This window comes from Allosediminivita pacifica (genome assembly GCF_003054175.1).
GTDB classification, from domain to species: domain Bacteria; phylum Pseudomonadota; class Alphaproteobacteria; order Rhodobacterales; family Rhodobacteraceae; genus Allosediminivita; species Allosediminivita pacifica.
Window position 1 is genome coordinate 1 of sequence record NZ_QBKN01000025.1, and the last position, 14,655, is coordinate 14,655.

The 14,655-nt window shown below is 64.9% G+C and carries 14 protein-coding genes; 4 read left to right on the forward strand and 10 right to left on the reverse strand.

Features of this window, described 5'->3' with window-relative positions:
- Positions 1-261: 261 nt before the first annotated feature.
- Positions 262-1,173, reverse strand: coding sequence for a LysR substrate-binding domain-containing protein (locus C8N44_RS17225; RefSeq protein WP_107978024.1), 912 nt, complete (start codon positions 1,171-1,173; stop codon positions 262-264).
- 132 nt (positions 1,174-1,305) lie between these two features.
- On the opposite strand from C8N44_RS17225, the gene C8N44_RS17230 reads away from it, so the two are divergent.
- Positions 1,306-1,986 (forward strand): type 1 glutamine amidotransferase domain-containing protein, encoded by a 681-nt coding sequence (locus C8N44_RS17230; RefSeq protein ID WP_107978025.1) that lies wholly within the window; start codon positions 1,306-1,308, stop codon positions 1,984-1,986.
- 546 nt (positions 1,987-2,532) lie between these two features.
- Here the strand turns inward: C8N44_RS17230 and C8N44_RS17235 are convergent.
- The 8 genes from C8N44_RS17235 to C8N44_RS17270 all read right to left on the reverse strand — a co-directional run bounded on the left by C8N44_RS17235 (position 2,533) and on the right by C8N44_RS17270 (position 11,661).
- The gene (locus C8N44_RS17235; RefSeq protein WP_210204178.1) at positions 2,533-3,567 is read right to left on the reverse strand and encodes a LacI family DNA-binding transcriptional regulator; all 1,035 of its coding nucleotides are present in this window, start codon (positions 3,565-3,567) and stop codon (positions 2,533-2,535) included.
- Positions 3,568-3,605: 38 nt separating this feature from the next.
- On the reverse strand, positions 3,606-4,883 hold the full coding sequence (locus C8N44_RS17240) for a D-tagatose-bisphosphate aldolase, class II, non-catalytic subunit (protein ID WP_107978027.1): 1,278 nt from the start codon (positions 4,881-4,883) through the stop codon (positions 3,606-3,608).
- A 4-nt stretch (positions 4,884-4,887) separates the two neighbouring features.
- On the reverse strand, positions 4,888-5,832 hold the full coding sequence (locus tag C8N44_RS17245; RefSeq protein ID WP_107978028.1) for a tagatose kinase: 945 nt from the start codon (positions 5,830-5,832) through the stop codon (positions 4,888-4,890).
- A gap of 4 nt (positions 5,833-5,836) precedes the next feature.
- Positions 5,837-6,811, reverse strand: coding sequence for an ABC transporter permease (locus C8N44_RS17250; protein ID WP_107978029.1), 975 nt, complete (start codon positions 6,809-6,811; stop codon positions 5,837-5,839).
- Entirely contained in the window at positions 6,808-8,313 is a 1,506-nt protein-coding gene (locus C8N44_RS17255; RefSeq protein WP_107978030.1) for a sugar ABC transporter ATP-binding protein, read from the reverse strand. The genes C8N44_RS17250 and C8N44_RS17255 overlap by 4 nt, the downstream gene beginning before the upstream one ends.
- A gap of 126 nt (positions 8,314-8,439) precedes the next feature.
- Positions 8,440-9,324 (reverse strand): substrate-binding domain-containing protein, encoded by an 885-nt coding sequence (locus C8N44_RS17260; protein WP_107978031.1) that lies wholly within the window; start codon positions 9,322-9,324, stop codon positions 8,440-8,442.
- Positions 9,325-9,951: 627 nt separating this feature from the next.
- Positions 9,952-11,151, reverse strand: coding sequence for an NnrS family protein (locus C8N44_RS17265; protein WP_107978032.1), 1,200 nt, complete (start codon positions 11,149-11,151; stop codon positions 9,952-9,954).
- A gap of 81 nt (positions 11,152-11,232) precedes the next feature.
- Positions 11,233-11,661 (reverse strand): pseudoazurin, encoded by a 429-nt coding sequence (locus C8N44_RS17270; protein WP_107978033.1) that lies wholly within the window; start codon positions 11,659-11,661, stop codon positions 11,233-11,235.
- Between the two features lie 101 nt (positions 11,662-11,762).
- Here C8N44_RS17270 and C8N44_RS17275 point away from each other — a divergent pair, with 101 nt between their 5' ends.
- Positions 11,763-12,458 (forward strand): Crp/Fnr family transcriptional regulator, encoded by a 696-nt coding sequence (locus C8N44_RS17275; protein WP_107978091.1) that lies wholly within the window; start codon positions 11,763-11,765, stop codon positions 12,456-12,458.
- A gap of 15 nt (positions 12,459-12,473) precedes the next feature.
- Here C8N44_RS17275 and C8N44_RS17280 read toward each other — a convergent pair whose 3' ends face one another.
- Positions 12,474-12,710 (reverse strand): DUF1858 domain-containing protein, encoded by a 237-nt coding sequence (locus tag C8N44_RS17280; RefSeq protein WP_107978034.1) that lies wholly within the window; start codon positions 12,708-12,710, stop codon positions 12,474-12,476.
- Between the two features lie 124 nt (positions 12,711-12,834).
- Between C8N44_RS17280 and C8N44_RS17285 the strand changes: the two genes are divergently transcribed.
- Complete coding sequence (locus tag C8N44_RS17285; RefSeq protein WP_107978035.1) at positions 12,835-13,287, forward strand: c-type cytochrome; 453 nt, start codon at positions 12,835-12,837, stop codon at positions 13,285-13,287.
- A gap of 21 nt (positions 13,288-13,308) precedes the next feature.
- Positions 13,309-14,652: a cbb3-type cytochrome c oxidase subunit I gene (locus C8N44_RS17290; protein WP_107978036.1), complete on the forward strand. Its 1,344-nt coding sequence runs from the start codon at positions 13,309-13,311 to the stop codon at positions 14,650-14,652.
- Positions 14,653-14,655: the final 3 nt, after the last annotated feature.

Below are 14,655 nucleotides of genomic sequence, written 5' to 3' on the forward strand. Positions count from 1 at the left end.
GTAATCTTTGACATGACCGCCTCCCATTAAGGATTGTTGCGATCCCACCTTGGCACAGCGATGCCGTCGGGGGGCGGTTACAGCATCAAAGCCGCGACGGGTGACCGGTTTGGAAAGCCCAGCCGTGGCCTTGCCGCAGGAGATCGGGTTTAGGTCGCTCGTCGCGGCCCGACAATCACTGCCCGCCGGAAGGATGTCCCGAAGGGACTGACCTAAACGATCAGGAGCCTCGGGCAACTGCTGATCAGACACTTGTCATGCTTAGTGAAGCCCTTGCAGTTCCGCGGATACGAGGGTGTACAGAAGATCCCGCAGCCAGGTATTGGGCGCGTCGCTTCGGTTGTGCGGATGCCAGGCGACCTCTGTCGGGAAGGTCCCCAGGTCCAGCGGGACCGGCATGTCAAGAAGCCCATAGGGTTCGGCAACCATGGCGGCGATGCGCGCCGGGACCGTGGCAATGCCTCCGATGCGGGCGACTGTCGGCGCGGCCATCAGGAAGTGCGAGACGATGATCGAGGTGTTGCGGCGCAGGCCCGTGTCGGCCGTCAGCTTGTGCAGCCCGGTGCGCCAGTTGCCGGGCGGCGCCACAACCACATGCGGCAGCCGCTCGTAGAGGCTGCGGTCCAGTGTGGCGTCGCCTCCCAAGGCCCCGGGCGCGACGATGCAGCGGAACCCATCGCTGAACAGCTCCGAGACAACGAGGTCTTCCGGGGGCGGGTGGAACCGTCCGAGGGCGAGATCGAAGCTCTGCCCGGCAAGGGACCGCGGGTCCAGGTCCGGGCCGATCGGCGCGATCTCGAGCTTCGCCCCGGGGGCGTCACGCGCGAAGGCCGCGGCCAGAGGCGGGGCCAGCACCACCTCTGCGTAGGGCCCCAGCAAGAGCCGGAAGCGTCGCGTGCTTCGGGCCGGATCGAAAGGCTCCGCGGCACGGAAGGCCTGCTCGAGGCGGGCCAGCCCCGCCGCGACGTCCGGCGCGATCTGCAGGGCCTTCTCGGTCGGCTCGACGCCGTACCTCGCGCGCAGGAAAAGCTCATCCCCCAGGGCATGGCGCAACCGCGCCAGGGCCGCGCTGACGGTGCTTTGGGATTGGCCGAGGCGTCGCGCCGCAGCGGTGACATTGCGTTCCTCCATCACGGCGTGGAAGACCCGCAGAAGGGATATATCGGCGCTCATTTGTCCAGCTTATCGATTTCTGGGATAGGGCACATCAATTTCTCGATTGGCTGTGCCTGCCCCATATCAGTCCGGAGACGTTCCGGAGGCGAGCCTCGCGGGACGTCGCGAACATCCAAGGAGCCCCTGAAAATGGCACGTATTCTGATCCTCTCCACCGCGGCCGACGTCCTGGGCGATACCGGCAACCCCACCGGCGTCTGGTACGAAGAGCTGGCGAGCCCTTACTACGCCTTCCTCGACGCGGGCCACGACGTCACGCTCGTGACGTTGGGCGGAAAGCCCATCCCCATCGACCCGAATTCCGACGCGAGGGGTGAGGATGCCCCGGCCTCGGTCACGAGGTTCCGCGCAGATGGGGAGGCAACGGCGCTTCTGGAGAAGCCCGGCCGCCTCGAGGACGAGGACGTCACCGCCTACGATGCGCTCTACATCCCCGGGGGCCATGGCGCGATGTTCGACCTTGCCGAAAGCGCGTACGCGGCCGAGGTCATCGGCAAGGCCTGGGACAGCGGCAAGATCGTCGCCTCGGTCTGCCACGGCCCGGCTGCCTTTGCGAAGGTCGTGGACGCGAATGGCGTGTCCATCGTGAAGGGGCGCAAGGTCTCTGCCTTCACCAACAGCGAGGAAGAAGCCGTGGGGCTGACGAAGGCGGTGCCCTTCCTCCTTGAAACGAAGCTGCGCGAGCTCGGCGCAATCTTCGAGGGCGTCGACGATTGGCAGCCTCATGCCGTGGCCGATGGCCGCCTGGTGACAGGGCAGAACCCCGCCTCCTCCGAGGATGCGGCGAAGAAGGTCCTCGCCCTGCTGTAACGTCTCGGAGCGCCGCCCGGCCTCGGGCGGCGCTGGCCTGCGGGCCGGGGCAATGGTGCAACGAGATGCTGTCCGCAGCGCGCCCCCCAAGGCTCCATGAGCGGATCTCGCCGCCGTTCAAAATGCCGCTCCGCTCGCGAAGGTCTGCTTTCGGGACAAACGTCCAGGTGTCGAAGATTCACTTCTGGTCAGAGCATCGCCGGGCAAACCTCCGACCATCACCTCTTCGATCTGGTCATGGTCGAGCCTCCTACCCCAACCATCTTGGTGACTGACCGAGGTTATGACGCTGACAGCATTCGGAAGAGCATAGAGAGGCGCGGTGCGCTTCCGGTGATCCCGATGCGGAAAGCTTGCATGATGCGCGTGGGGTGAACCGCTCCCTCTACAAGCAACGCAATCTGGACGAACGCTGCTTCAAAAAGCCCCGCAGCGTCGCGACCCGCTACGAGAAGGCCCCGCGGGACTTCTCGGACTTCACCTAATCTGCCAGTGGGTGCGGGCGTCTATCGACCTTCCCCAGCATCATTCGCAGGGCCTCAGAATTCAAGCCGAGGCGCGCAGCTTCAGTTCGGCATGCAGCAGGGTGCAAGAAGGGGCGCTGACAGGCTCCTCGTCTAGCCGACCGAGGAGTTCCGTCATAGCGCGACGGGCCATCTCGCCATAGTTCTGAGCCACGGTGGTCAAGGGCGGGCAAGCGTAGCGCGCCTGCGGGTGGTCGTCGTGTCCGGCGATGCGCAGATCGTCCTCGGGCCCGCGACCGACCTTCAGCCCCGCCTCCCAGGCGGCGAGCTGCGCGCCAAGCGCGACCCGGTCGTTGGCGCAGAGCAGCGTGTCGCTCGGCAGGCCCGAACGGATCAGCGCCGTCGCCGCCTCGTGGCCGAAGCGCTCGAAATCCCAAGTCTTCTGGTCCGGGATCGGCAGAAGCACCGGATCCTGCCCGGCGCGGTGCATCGCGGAAGCATAGGCCTCGCGGCGGTCCAGGGCGTTGCGGTTGACCTCGGGCATGCCGAGATAGCAGGGCGGCTCGCCCGAGCGGCAGAGGTAGTCGACCATCAGACCCATGCTCTGCGCGTTGTCGGTGCCGACAAATATGCAATCATGGTCCGGCGGGCTGTCGACGTAGACCAATGGCAGCTCGCGTTCGAGTTCGGAGAGCCTGTCGTTCGAGGCCTCGGCGCCGGTCGGCACCACGATCAGCCCGGCCACGTTCATCGACTGCAACCGGTCGACCGCCGCGCTTTCCAGCTCGTGGCTTCCATTGCTCGAGAGCATGAAGGCGAAGAACCCGGCCTCGAGCGCCAGCTGTTCGACCGAGCGCGTCAGTTCCATGTAGAACGGGTCGGTCGAGTTCGGGATGAGGATCCCGAGGATATTGCTGCGCCGCCGCTTGAGGTTGACCGCGAAGAGATTGGGCCGAAAGCCGCTCTCGGCCAGCGCCGCCTCGATCTTGGCCCGCGTGCTGCCGCGCACGGAGCTGGGATCATTGAAGAACTTCGAGACGGTCGGGCGCGAAAGCCCGACATAGGCCGAGAAATCCTCCATCGTCCGGATCTGTCGCGGGTGTCGCTGTGTCACCATGCGGGGCGGGGCCTCCTCTGTGGTCGGGAATGCTTCGCTCAGCCGCCGCAGGCCGAGATGTAATCCTGCATGACAGCCTCGACCGAAGCAAGCGCAAGGGCCCGCGCCCGCGGCGCCAGCCGGCTGCCGCGCACAGCATCATAGCGTGCGCCAAGATACTGGCCGATCAGCGTTTCCGGGATCGCTTCGTCGCCCAGCACATCGAAGAGGGCGTCAAGCGCGGCGCGTGCCTCGGGCTGGGGCCAGTAGTAGCGAATCCGGTCCGAATAGCTGAAGTGACGCTGCAGCGCGCGCTCGGCGTCACTGCCCTCGTAGTAGCGGTCCCAGTTGGCGGGCGCGGAGAGCATCACCGCCTCCATGCTCTCGCGCAGCCTCTGCGGGCGGGCGCCCGGGTGCAGTTCAGCGGCGATGGCATCGAGGCCATAGAGCGCCTCGCGCAGGGCGAAGGTGAGGCCCGGGCCGACCTTGAGGATGGCGAACCCGTCCCGCACCAGCGCCGCGAGGTTGCGCTGACGCTGGTAGTCGGTGGAATGCGCCTCGAAGACCAGACCGGGCAAGTCGTCCAGCACGCCCGAAAGAGGCTGCGCCTTGGCACTATCGTAGTCGATGACGTTGTGGTTCCCGAACTCGACGCCGGGCTGGACCACGGCGGCGATGACCCGACCGAAGGCCTCGGCCTGACCGGCGGCCGCAAAGGCCTCGCGATGCACTTCGACGGTCGTGCGCGCGGCAAGGGGATCGGTGAGTTCCAGTTCTCCCAGCTCTTCCATCGCGCCGCCGGGGATCGGCACCTCGGTGCCGATGATGTAGACCGGAGCGGGAATGTCGCCGCCGGGTCTTGCCGCCTCCGCGGCTCCGGCCAGTCGCGCTGCCCGTGCAGCGGTGGTGGCATCGTCCAGCGCCACCGGCTCACCGGCGCAGCCCATCGAACAGTCGAGATGCAGCTTCGTGAAGCCGGCGGCAGAATAGGCGCGGATCATCTCCTCGGCCTTGTCCATGGCCTCGGCCGCGGGCAGCGACTTCCACGGATTCGGCCCGAGGTGGTCGCCGCCAAGGATCAAACGGTCGAGCGGAAACGACTGGCTCGCGGCGATCTGCTCTACGAAAACTCGGAAATCGGCGGGGGTCATGCCGGTATAGCCGCCGTCCTGGTTCACCTGATTGCAGGTCGCTTCGATCAGCAGCGGAAGCGCGGTCGGCCTCGTCGCGGACATCGCCGCCTCCAGCACCATGGCGTTGGCCGAACAGACGGAAGGGATGCCCGAAGGCCCCGCGCGGTCGCGCCAGGCGGCAATGTCGTGCAGCGGGTTGGTCATGTCTTCATCCTTCAACGTGAGAGGCCAGCATGGCGTCGAGCTCTGCCCGGTTTGAGGTCCCTTCCATCGGCCCGAGCCGGGTCACGGCGCGGGCGCCGGCGGCATTGGCGTAAGCCAGCGCAGTGGCCGGCGGCGCACCGGCCAGCCAGAAGCTGACAAAGGCGCCGCCGAAGCTGTCGCCGGCGCCGGTGGGATCGATCTCTTCAACCGGGATCGAATCCACATCGGTGCGCCCTTCGGCGCTGAAATGGCTTGCGCCACCCGAGCCGCGTTTGATGACGATCTCACCGATGCCACGGGCCAGCAGCTCGGCCACCGCCCCGGCCTCGTCCTGGGCCTTCGTGAAGAGAAAGATCTCCTCGCCCGAGGGCAGGAAAAGGTCGGTCTGCCCGAGCACCCGCTCGAGCGCCTCGCGCAGCCCGGGCGCACCGAGCATCTCGGGGCGCAGGTTGGGATCGAAGCTCAGCGTGCCGCCGCGCGCCTTGATCCGCTCGATCGCCTCGCCCGCACGACGGGCCAGACCGGGCGCCGAGAGCGCCGTACCCATGAGATGCATGTGGTCGCAGGTTTCGATCAGCGCGTCGCCGCCCGGCGTGGTGTTGATCCGTCCGCAGGCGGCGTGCGTGATGTTGTAGACAAAGGCGCGCGAGCCGTCCTCGCGGTAGCGCACGAAGGCCGAGCCGGTGCTCTCGCCGGGCGCGATCTCGATACCCGAGACGTCGACCCCGTCCGCGACAAGCCGGTCAAGGTTGACCCGCCCGAAGTCGTCATCCCCGACGCGCGAGAGGATCGCGCAGGGGGTGCCCAGCTTGCCGACCTGGTCGATGAAGATCGCAGGGGCGCCTGAGGGAAAGGGGCCGATCAGCGGCTGCGCCTCGCGGAAGCCGTCGCCGCGCGTGGTCGCGACGATCTCGACAAGGACCTCGCCCACGGTCAGTACCTTGCTCATCGCTTCAGCCCTGCCGCTGCTTGGAGCGCACGTCGAGGTAGACGGCGATCAGGATCACCAGCCCCTTGACGATCAGCTGATAGAAATAGGGCACCGAAAGCATGTTCATGCCGTTGTTCAGCACCCCGATGATCAGCGCGCCAATCAGCGTGCCGACCATGGTGCCCACGCCTCCGGACAGCGAGGTCCCGCCCAGAACGGCCGCCGCGATGGCGTCCAGCTCATAGCTCATCCCGGCGTTGGTCTGGGCCGAGTATAGCCGCGAGGACAGCAGGATCCCCGATATCGCCGCCATCAGGCCCGAGATCATGAAGATGCGGATCTTCATCGCGTCGACATTGATCCCCGAATACAGCGCCGCTTCGCGGTTGCCGCCGGTCAGATAGGTCTTGCGTCCAAAGGTGGTGTGCGCCAGCGCCACGTGGTTGACCACGAACAGCACCAGCACCACCCAGATGATGATCGGCACGCCCAGAAAACTGTTCGCACCGATGGCGATCCACGTGGGATCCATGTTCATCGCGGGCGCCCCGCCGGTCGGCAGGCTCACGAGGCCACGGAAGATGCTCATGGTGGCCACGGTCACGATGAAGGACGGCAGCAGGAGCTTGGCGGTCATCACGCCGTTGAAAAGCCCCATGGCCGCACCTGCCGCCAGCGTCAGCACTAGCGCCGGGCCAAAGCCCCAGCCCAACCCGATGATCTGCGCGCCAACCATGCCCGCCACGGCGATGATCGAACCGACCGACAGGTCGATCTCACCCAGAAGGATGACCCATGTCATTCCGAACGCGGTGATGGCGATCACCGCGACCTGCTGGAAGATATTGGTTAAGTTGGCCACCGACAGGAACCTGTCGTTGGTGAGCGAGAAGAAGACGCACAGCGCCACCAGTGACAGCACGATGCCGGCGTATTGGCGCAACACCGCGCGCAGGTAGGCCTGTCGGTCAGAGGTCATGTTCGCGGTTTCGGTCATTGGACGTGTCCCGTTGCAAAGGTCATTACCCTCTCGGGTGTCAGTGTGTCGCGCGGCGCGGTCTGGGTGACCCGGCCTTCGGACATGATCAGCACGCGGTCGGACAGCCCGAGCACTTCGGGCAGTTCCGAGGACACCATGAGGATGGCAGTCCCCTCGGATGCGAGCTGGCGGATGATGCGGTAGATTTCGAACTTGGCGCCCACGTCGACGCCGCGCGTGGGCTCATCGAGGATCAGGATGCGCGGCCGGGTGGCCAGCCACTTGGCCAGAACGACCTTTTGCTGGTTGCCGCCCGACAGGGTGCCGGTGACCGTCTCGATGGAGTTGGTGCGGATGCCCAGCCGGTCGACCTCGGAGAGCGCTTCGCGCCGCTCGGCCCGGCTCCGCACGAAGCCGCGCGAAGAAAAGCGCGGCAGCGCGGCCATGGACACGTTGGGCCGGAGCGCGTGCGACAGCACCAGCCCCTGTTCCTTGCGGTTCTCGGTGACAAAGCCGATGCCATGCTCGATGGCCTCGGCGGCCGAGCGGATGGTGACAGGCGCGCCGTCGATCTCGACGGTGCCGCGCGCCACGCCGGTGCCGAACAGGGCATTCATGACCTCGGACCGTCCCGAGCCGATGAGCCCGAAGAACCCGAGGATCTCGCCGTGGCGCACCTCGAAGGAAACGCCCTCGAAAGCGCCGGTCTGGGCCAGCCCCGTCACGCGCAGCGCAGGCGCTGCCTGTGGATCGGGGGCCTCCCCGATGCGCGGCGGGTAGATCTCGGTCATTTCACGGCCCACCATCATGGCGATCAGCGCGTCGATGGTGGTGTCCTCGCGCGCCACGGTGTCGACGTATTTTCCGTCGCGCACCACCGTGATGTCGTCGGACAGGCGCATGATCTCTTCCATGCGGTGCGAGATGTAGATGACTGCCTTGCCCTGTGCCTTGAGCCGCCCGATGATACCGAAAAGGATCTCGGCCTCGCTGTCGGAGAGCGACGAGGTCGGCTCGTCGAAGATCACCACCTTGGCGTCGTGGCTGAGGCCCTTGGCGATCTCGACCAGCTGGCGTTGCGCGATCGACAGGTCGCCCACCTGCGCGGTCACGTCGATCGGAAGCCCGAGATCGCGGACCAGAGCACGCGCTTGCGCGGTGACCTTTCGGTCCGAAATGAACCCCATGCGCGTCGGTTCGCGGGTGGCGAGGATATTCGCCGCCACCGAGAGGTTGTTGCAGAGGCTGAGTTCCTGGAAGACGATAGCCAGCCCGCGTGCGCCCGCCTCCTGCGGGGTGGCAGGATAATAGGGCGCGCCATCCAGCGTGATCTCTCCCGCCGTCGGCGGCTGAACACCGGCCAGGATCTTCATCAGCGTGGACTTCCCGGCGCCGTTTTCGCCGAGGATGGTATGCACCCGACCCGCACGCACCGTCAGATCCATGTTGCTGAGCGCCACGACCGGTCCGAAGGTCTTGCGAACCCCAGTCATGTGCAGGACGATATCGGCTTCGGCCATCCCGTCCTCCTTTCCAGGAAATGTGGGTAAAGGGGCCGCCCGGCCAGGCAGGGCAGCCCCGATCTACCAAAGCGTTGGCCCGATCCGCCGGTCCGGACGTGACGCCCGGATCGGCGAGGCCGACGCTTACTGCCCCGTGTAGACGCCGGGTACGATCGGCTGTTCGGCCGGAACTTCACCGCCATCGATGACTTCAAGCGCGGTGTCGACGGCCATCTTGCCCATCTGGTCGGGGAACTGCTGGATCACGCCGACCATGACGGGATCGCTGTCGACCGCGTTGCGCGCCTCTTCCATGCCGTCGAAGCCGATCACCTTGACCTGCTCCTGCAGGCCTGCCGATTTCACCGCCACAGCGGCGGCGAGCGCGGCGTCATCGCCGAAGCCGAAGATCCCGTCGATGTCGGGGGTGGCCTGCAACATGTTCTGCGCGGCAGCCAGGGCCTCGGCGCGGGTAATGCCGGTCTGCTGGGCCACGATCTCGATGTCAGGAAAATCCTCGAGCCCCTTCCGGAAGCCGTCGATCCGCGCCACAACCGACTGCACCGTCGGATAGTCGATGATCGCGACCTTGCCGGAGCCGCCGAGCTCCTCGCCCATCAGCTCGGCCGCCTTAACGCCACCGGCGTAGTTGTCGGTGCCGATGTAAGAGGTCACATCGACGCCCTGGGCGGGCACGTCCACGGTGATGACCTTGATGCCCGCGGCCTTGGCTTTCATGATCGCCGGCAGCGCGCCTTGGCTGTCGACCGGCGAGATCACCAGTACGTCGACGCCCTTGACGATGAAATCCTCGACATCGGCGAGCTGCTTGGAGAGGTCCTGGTTGGCGATCGAAATCTCGAGCGGCACGTCCTTGGCCTCGGCCTCGGCTTCCATCGCCTTGGCGATCTCGATGTAGAACGGGTGCTGCTGGGTCAGCAGCGATGCGCCGATGCCATCGGCCCAGGCTCCGCCCGCGGCGAGCATGAGCGTGGCGGATGCGAGAATGGTCGTGGTGAATTTCTTCATGAGGTTGTCCTCCCTTTGATGTCGCTTCGGTGCCCCGCTCCGGCGATTGGCTAGCGGTCTCCTCCCAAGCATGTACTTAAGTAATATATAACTTTTCTCGTGTAAACATTTGAACGAATGAGGTGGCCATCTCGAGGTAGGCCAAGGATCTCAAGGTAAGCAGATGTTTTTGATTGCTTCCTTGGGCCTGCCAGGCCCACGTGATCAGGCAGTCGCGCGAAGTTCTCGCCCAGATGAGGCACGGGACTTCACTGAAGACCCCGGCGGATATCGAGGCGCGAATCTGTGAAGTCGCCTCTGGGCTTGTTGATCCGCGCTGGAGAGCTTGCCTGCGGCCGCCGCTTTTTCCGACTTGCAGATTGATGGTACAGAACGATCCTTACCTGTATCAGGGACACATCGTGGCCCGTGATGGCACGGGGCCTAGAACAGATGGCCAGGCTTGAGATGACCGAGCGCAACACTTGTATCAGCCCGGACAGATCTATCCTTCTCGTTCGATGAGGCACGCCTCTCCGAGCCACTTGATGGAGCCACGTTGCCTCGGAACGCGCCGCGGCGACACGGCCTCCGGGCGAGACCATTTCGGCGGATGGAAGCGATGGCCTGGCGTCCGTAACGCTCGACCTAGCTGGCCGCTTTTGACGTCGGCTTCTTCCGCGCCGCGCGCGGAAGGATGAGCCAAGGGCCGATCCGCGCTGCAAACATGGCGAAACTGGCGGTCCAGAGTGCGGCAGACAGGTCGATCCCGTCGAACGGGCCCAGCCGGAGTGACGGACCGGCCACACGCGCAGCACAGGCCGCGATGACGAACACAAAGGCGGCGGTCAGAATCCGGCCGGCCTCCAACGGTCGGCCGGTATGCCCCATGGTGGCCCGCATCATGACCGCGACGCTCATCCCGCCGATTGCACCGATCCCCAGGAAATGTGCCGGGACCTCCGGGCCCGCGAGATCGAACGAAGCCAATGCAATCGCGGCGAAACCGAGTGATATCATCAGGTAGGCAAGGTGCAGCATGAGCAGAAGCGGCGAAGCCCATGTGGAGATCCCTCGCCAGCGGACGAGCCGGGCGAGGTGCAGTATGGCTGCCACCGTGCCGAGCGCCGTGGAGACCGCGCCTTCCGGGACAGTCACCCAAGCGATCAGACCGGCCCCGCCCGCGAGGAGGCAGAGCGCGTCGAAGCGATTGAACGCCACGGGCAGACGTGGGGCACGGCGCTGAACAAGCCAGTTGCGCGTGAAGCTTGGCACGATCCGCCCCCCGATGAGCAATATCAGGAAGACCAGCAGCGCGATCCCGAGGCGCCGGCCGAAATCCGCGCTTCCGTTCACCATCGCCTCGACGTGGAACAGAAGGTTTGCAAGCCAAAGCAGCGAAACCGGCACCAGAACCATGAGATTGCGCCAGTTCTTCCCGGCGACGATTTCCCGCGCAATCATGCCCGCGACGGCCAGCAGGAACAGTTGGTCGATGAATGCCACGGCGGCCGGGCTCAGCCCGCTACCTCCTGCAACCGCCAAACGACCGGCCACCCAGACCGCCAACAAGATCATAAGGGGCATGCCGCGTGTCGGGATTCGCCCGGTCCAGTTCGGCACCGCGGTGAACAGGAACCCGGCGACCACGGCGGCACCGTAGCCGAAGACCATTTCGTGGATATGCCAGTCGACCGGACTGAAATGACCGACGGGCGCGATGGCTCCGCGCCAAATCAGCCACCAGGCGGGGATCACAACAAGCGCAAACAGCGCGGCCGAAAGAAAGAACGGCCGGAAGCCATAGGACAGCAGCGCCGGACCGCCGTAGCCTTCACGAAGGGACATGGGAATCCTCCAATCCGAAAAAGGGGCGGGCGGTGCCTCTGGCACCGCCCGGACCGGTCGAATGTCAAAGGGACGGAAAGATCATTCGACCTGTTCAAGGAGTTCGGCCATGCGGTCCCTGGCCTTGCCTCTCTGCTTCACGTCGGAGGCCTCATCGAAGTTCACCGGCTCGCCCACCTGGATCAGGGCCACCATGCCCATGGCGTAGTGCGGCGTGCATTTGACACCGTAGAGCCCCTCCGCATCGACAGTGAACTCGAACTCCTTGTTCATGCCGGACTTGAACGCCTCCACGCCCTCGGGAAGCATGCCGTCGATGTTTTCGGCGTTGTGCCCCTTGTCAGTGGGCACGAACTTGACCACGTCGCCCGGCTCCGCCTTCACGAAGGCGGGCTCGAAGACCATGGCGCCGGCTTCTCCCTTGTTGAGCATCTGGACCTCGATCGTTTCCGCGCTGGCCATCGTCGCTGTCATCGCAAGAGCGGCGGCCATCATTGCTTTTCCAAACATCAGGACATCCTTTCGTATTTGTCCGCTTGTTTCGTCTGCCCGCTTCTTGGAGTAAGAGGCCAAGGGGGACTTTGCTCTTCATCAAACTCGCGGATCAAAACGTGCCGAAGCTCGACGAAAGCCTTCTGAGTGGCCTGCCCCCGTTCTCGTGTCTCACCCGGCCTCAGATCCGGAAGATCCTGGATCAGGCCAGGTCGCGCAGATACGAGGAAGGTGCCGAGATCTTCCGCGAGGGCCACGAGGCGGACCGGTTCTTCCTGCTGCTGGACGGCTATCTGCGCGTGGTGCGCACCACCCCGGGCGGCGACCAGATCATCGTCCTGCATATTTCTCCGGGTCAGCTTTTCGGCATCGCGCCAGCCTTGCAGCGCGAGACCTACCCGGCGACATCGATTGCGGCAGCGGAATCCATCGCACTATCGTGGCCAGTGCGGCTATGGTCCGACTTCACGGCCACCTACGAGGGCTTCGCAACCGAAAGCTACAAGACCCTCGGCAGCCGGCTGGGCCAGATCCAGCAGACGCTGACCGAGATGGCGACGCAGGCCGTGGAAAAGCGGGTCGCCGCCGCAGTGCTTCGCATGGTCAACCAAAGCGGTCGCAAGACGGACAAGGGGATCGAGATCGCCTTTCCTGTGACGCGGCAGAACATCTCGGACATGACCGGGACCACGCTGCATACCGTCAGCCGGCTGCTTTCGGCTTGGGAAAAGGCGGGAATCGTGGAATCGACGCGAAAGCACATCGTCGTCACCGCTCCGCATCAGCTGGTGGTGATCAGCAACGGGACCGACTGAAGCCGTGCTGCCGCACTAGCCGATCGCCTCTTTCTCGCCGCCACTCAACCGGTTCCAGATCTCGCCGCAAAACGCCTCTTCGTCCAGGCCGTACTCCCGGCAGGTGTCGATGATCGTGTGAAACGGCGCGATCGGGCAACCGGGACAGAGCAGACCGCGCTCCAGGAAGGGGCGCGCGGCCTCGGGCCATGCGGCGAAGAGATCCGCCAGCGGCAGATCCGGATCGCAGGGGTTCTGTCGGCGGCGGCGCATGGGCGGTTCCTTTCCCGGGTACCCTGCAAGGCGCTTTCGCCACGCTCTTTGCGCTTGCGCAAAAAGCGGCGCGAAACGCCCCGGTAGACAGCGGGTATCGGAAATAACTCGCCGGAACCGCGCAATGTCAGAATTTCTTACCAAGTCGCGGGCCAGGAACGTGTTCTACGGGGGATCCATCTTCTTCGTCGTCGTGTTCGTGGTCCTGACCGCACAGAGCCATCGCTATATCGTCGAGACTTCCACGGCAGGCCTGCCGCTCACCGACGAGGTGAGGCTGGGCAAGCACGTCTGGGAGCGACACTCCTGCATCAACTGCCACACGCTGCACGGGGAGGGCGCCTATTTCGCCCCCGAGCTTGGCAACGTGATGACCCGTTGGGGCGCTCAGGACGACCCCGAGCTGGCCTATGAAATCCTCGACGGCTGGATGAAGGCGCAGCCCTCCGGCATCGAGGGCCGACGCCAGATGCCGCATTTCGAGATCACCGAAGAGGAAATGCGCGCGCTCGCCGAATTCCTTCGCTGGGCCGATCAGACCGACACCCAGAACTGGCCGCCGAACGACGCCGGCTGATCGAGGGAGAGGAGACAAATCATGAAATACCAATCGCAAAAGGTCGCCTACGCCTATTTCCTGGCGGCGATGGCACTCTTCGGAATCCAGGTTCTGGGCGGGCTGCTGCTCGGCTGGATCTACGTCTCGCCGAACACGCTGTCCGAGGTGCTGCCCTTCAACATCGTGCGCATGATCCACACGAACGCGCTGATCGTCTGGCTGCTGCTGGGCTTCTTCGGCGCCGCCTATTACCTCGTACCGGAGGAGAGCGAGCGCGAGATCTTCTCGGTCAAGCTGGCGTATCTTCAGCTTGCCATCCTCGTGATCGGGACGCTGGGGGCCGTGGGCTCCTACCTCGTGGGCATCCACGGCGGGCGCGAGTTCCTTGAACAGCCGCTCTGGGTCAAATTCGGGATTCTCGTCGCGGCGGTGATCTTTCTCGTCAACGTCTCGCTGACCTTCCTTGCTGGCCGCAAGACGGCGATCACCAACATCCTCCTGATGGGGCTCTGGCTGCTCTGCCTGCTGTGGATCTTCGCCTTCATCAATCCCGACAACCTGTCGCTCGACAAGATGTACTGGTGGTTCGTGGTGCACCTGTGGGTCGAGGCCACCTGGGAACTCGTCATGGCGGCGATCCTCGGCTTCCTGATGCTCAAGCTCACAGGCGTCGACCGCGAGGTGATCGAGAAATGGCTCTACATCATCGTGGCCACCGCGCTCTTCTCGGGCATCCTCGGCACCGGGCACCACTTCTTCTGGATCGGCACGCCGGGATACTGGCAGTGGGTCGGATCGATCTTCTCGGTCTTCGAGGTGGTGCCATTCTTCGCCATGATGTCCTTTGCCTTCGTCATGGTCTGGAAGGGCCGCAAGAACCATCCGAACAAGGCCGCGCTTCTGTGGTCACTCGGATCGTCGACCGTCGCCTTCTTCGGCGCGGGCGTCTGGGGCTTCCTGCACACGCTGCACGGTGTGAACTTCTACACCCACGGCACGCAGATCACCGCCGCGCACGGACACCTCGCCTTCTACGGCGCCTATGTCGCCCTGAACCTCGCGATGTTCGCCTACGCGATGCCGATCCTGCGCAACCGCGCGCCCTACAACCAGGTGCTGAACATGGCCTCGTTCTGGCTGATGACCGGTGGCATGGCCTTCATGACCTTCACGCTGACCTTTGCCGGCACGATCCAGACGCACATGCAGCGCATCGTGGGCGACTACTACATGGACGTCCAGGACCAACTGGGCCTGTTCTACCTGATGCGCTTCGGCTCCGGCGTGGCCGTGGTCCTTGGCGCGCTGCTCTTCATCTACTCCATGCTCGTGGTGCGCCCCGAGATCGTGAAACCCGGTCCCGCGACCGTCCCGGGAGAGTGAACC

Excerpts from the sequence above, each read along its gene's own strand:
- C8N44_RS17225 (WP_107978024.1), bottom strand. The coding sequence starts at position 1,173 with ATGAGCGCCGATATATCCCTTCTGCGGGTCTTCCACGCCGTGATGGAG.
- C8N44_RS17230 (WP_107978025.1), top strand. The coding sequence starts at position 1,306 with ATGGCACGTATTCTGATCCTCTCCACCGCGGCCGACGTCCTGGGCGAT.
- C8N44_RS17235 (WP_210204178.1), bottom strand. The coding sequence starts at position 3,567 with ATGGTGACACAGCGACACCCGCGACAGATCCGGACGATGGAGGATTTC.
- C8N44_RS17240 (WP_107978027.1), bottom strand. The coding sequence starts at position 4,883 with ATGACCAACCCGCTGCACGACATTGCCGCCTGGCGCGACCGCGCGGGG.
- C8N44_RS17245 (WP_107978028.1), bottom strand. The coding sequence starts at position 5,832 with ATGAGCAAGGTACTGACCGTGGGCGAGGTCCTTGTCGAGATCGTCGCG.
- C8N44_RS17250 (WP_107978029.1), bottom strand. The coding sequence starts at position 6,811 with ATGACCGAAACCGCGAACATGACCTCTGACCGACAGGCCTACCTGCGC.
- C8N44_RS17255 (WP_107978030.1), bottom strand. The coding sequence starts at position 8,313 with ATGGCCGAAGCCGATATCGTCCTGCACATGACTGGGGTTCGCAAGACC.
- C8N44_RS17260 (WP_107978031.1), bottom strand. The coding sequence starts at position 9,324 with ATGAAGAAATTCACCACGACCATTCTCGCATCCGCCACGCTCATGCTC.
- C8N44_RS17265 (WP_107978032.1), bottom strand. The coding sequence starts at position 11,151 with ATGTCCCTTCGTGAAGGCTACGGCGGTCCGGCGCTGCTGTCCTATGGC.
- C8N44_RS17270 (WP_107978033.1), bottom strand. The coding sequence starts at position 11,661 with ATGTTTGGAAAAGCAATGATGGCCGCCGCTCTTGCGATGACAGCGACG.
- C8N44_RS17280 (WP_107978034.1), bottom strand. The coding sequence starts at position 12,710 with ATGCGCCGCCGCCGACAGAACCCCTGCGATCCGGATCTGCCGCTGGCG.
- C8N44_RS17285 (WP_107978035.1), top strand. The coding sequence starts at position 12,835 with ATGTCAGAATTTCTTACCAAGTCGCGGGCCAGGAACGTGTTCTACGGG.
- C8N44_RS17290 (WP_107978036.1), top strand. The coding sequence starts at position 13,309 with ATGAAATACCAATCGCAAAAGGTCGCCTACGCCTATTTCCTGGCGGCG.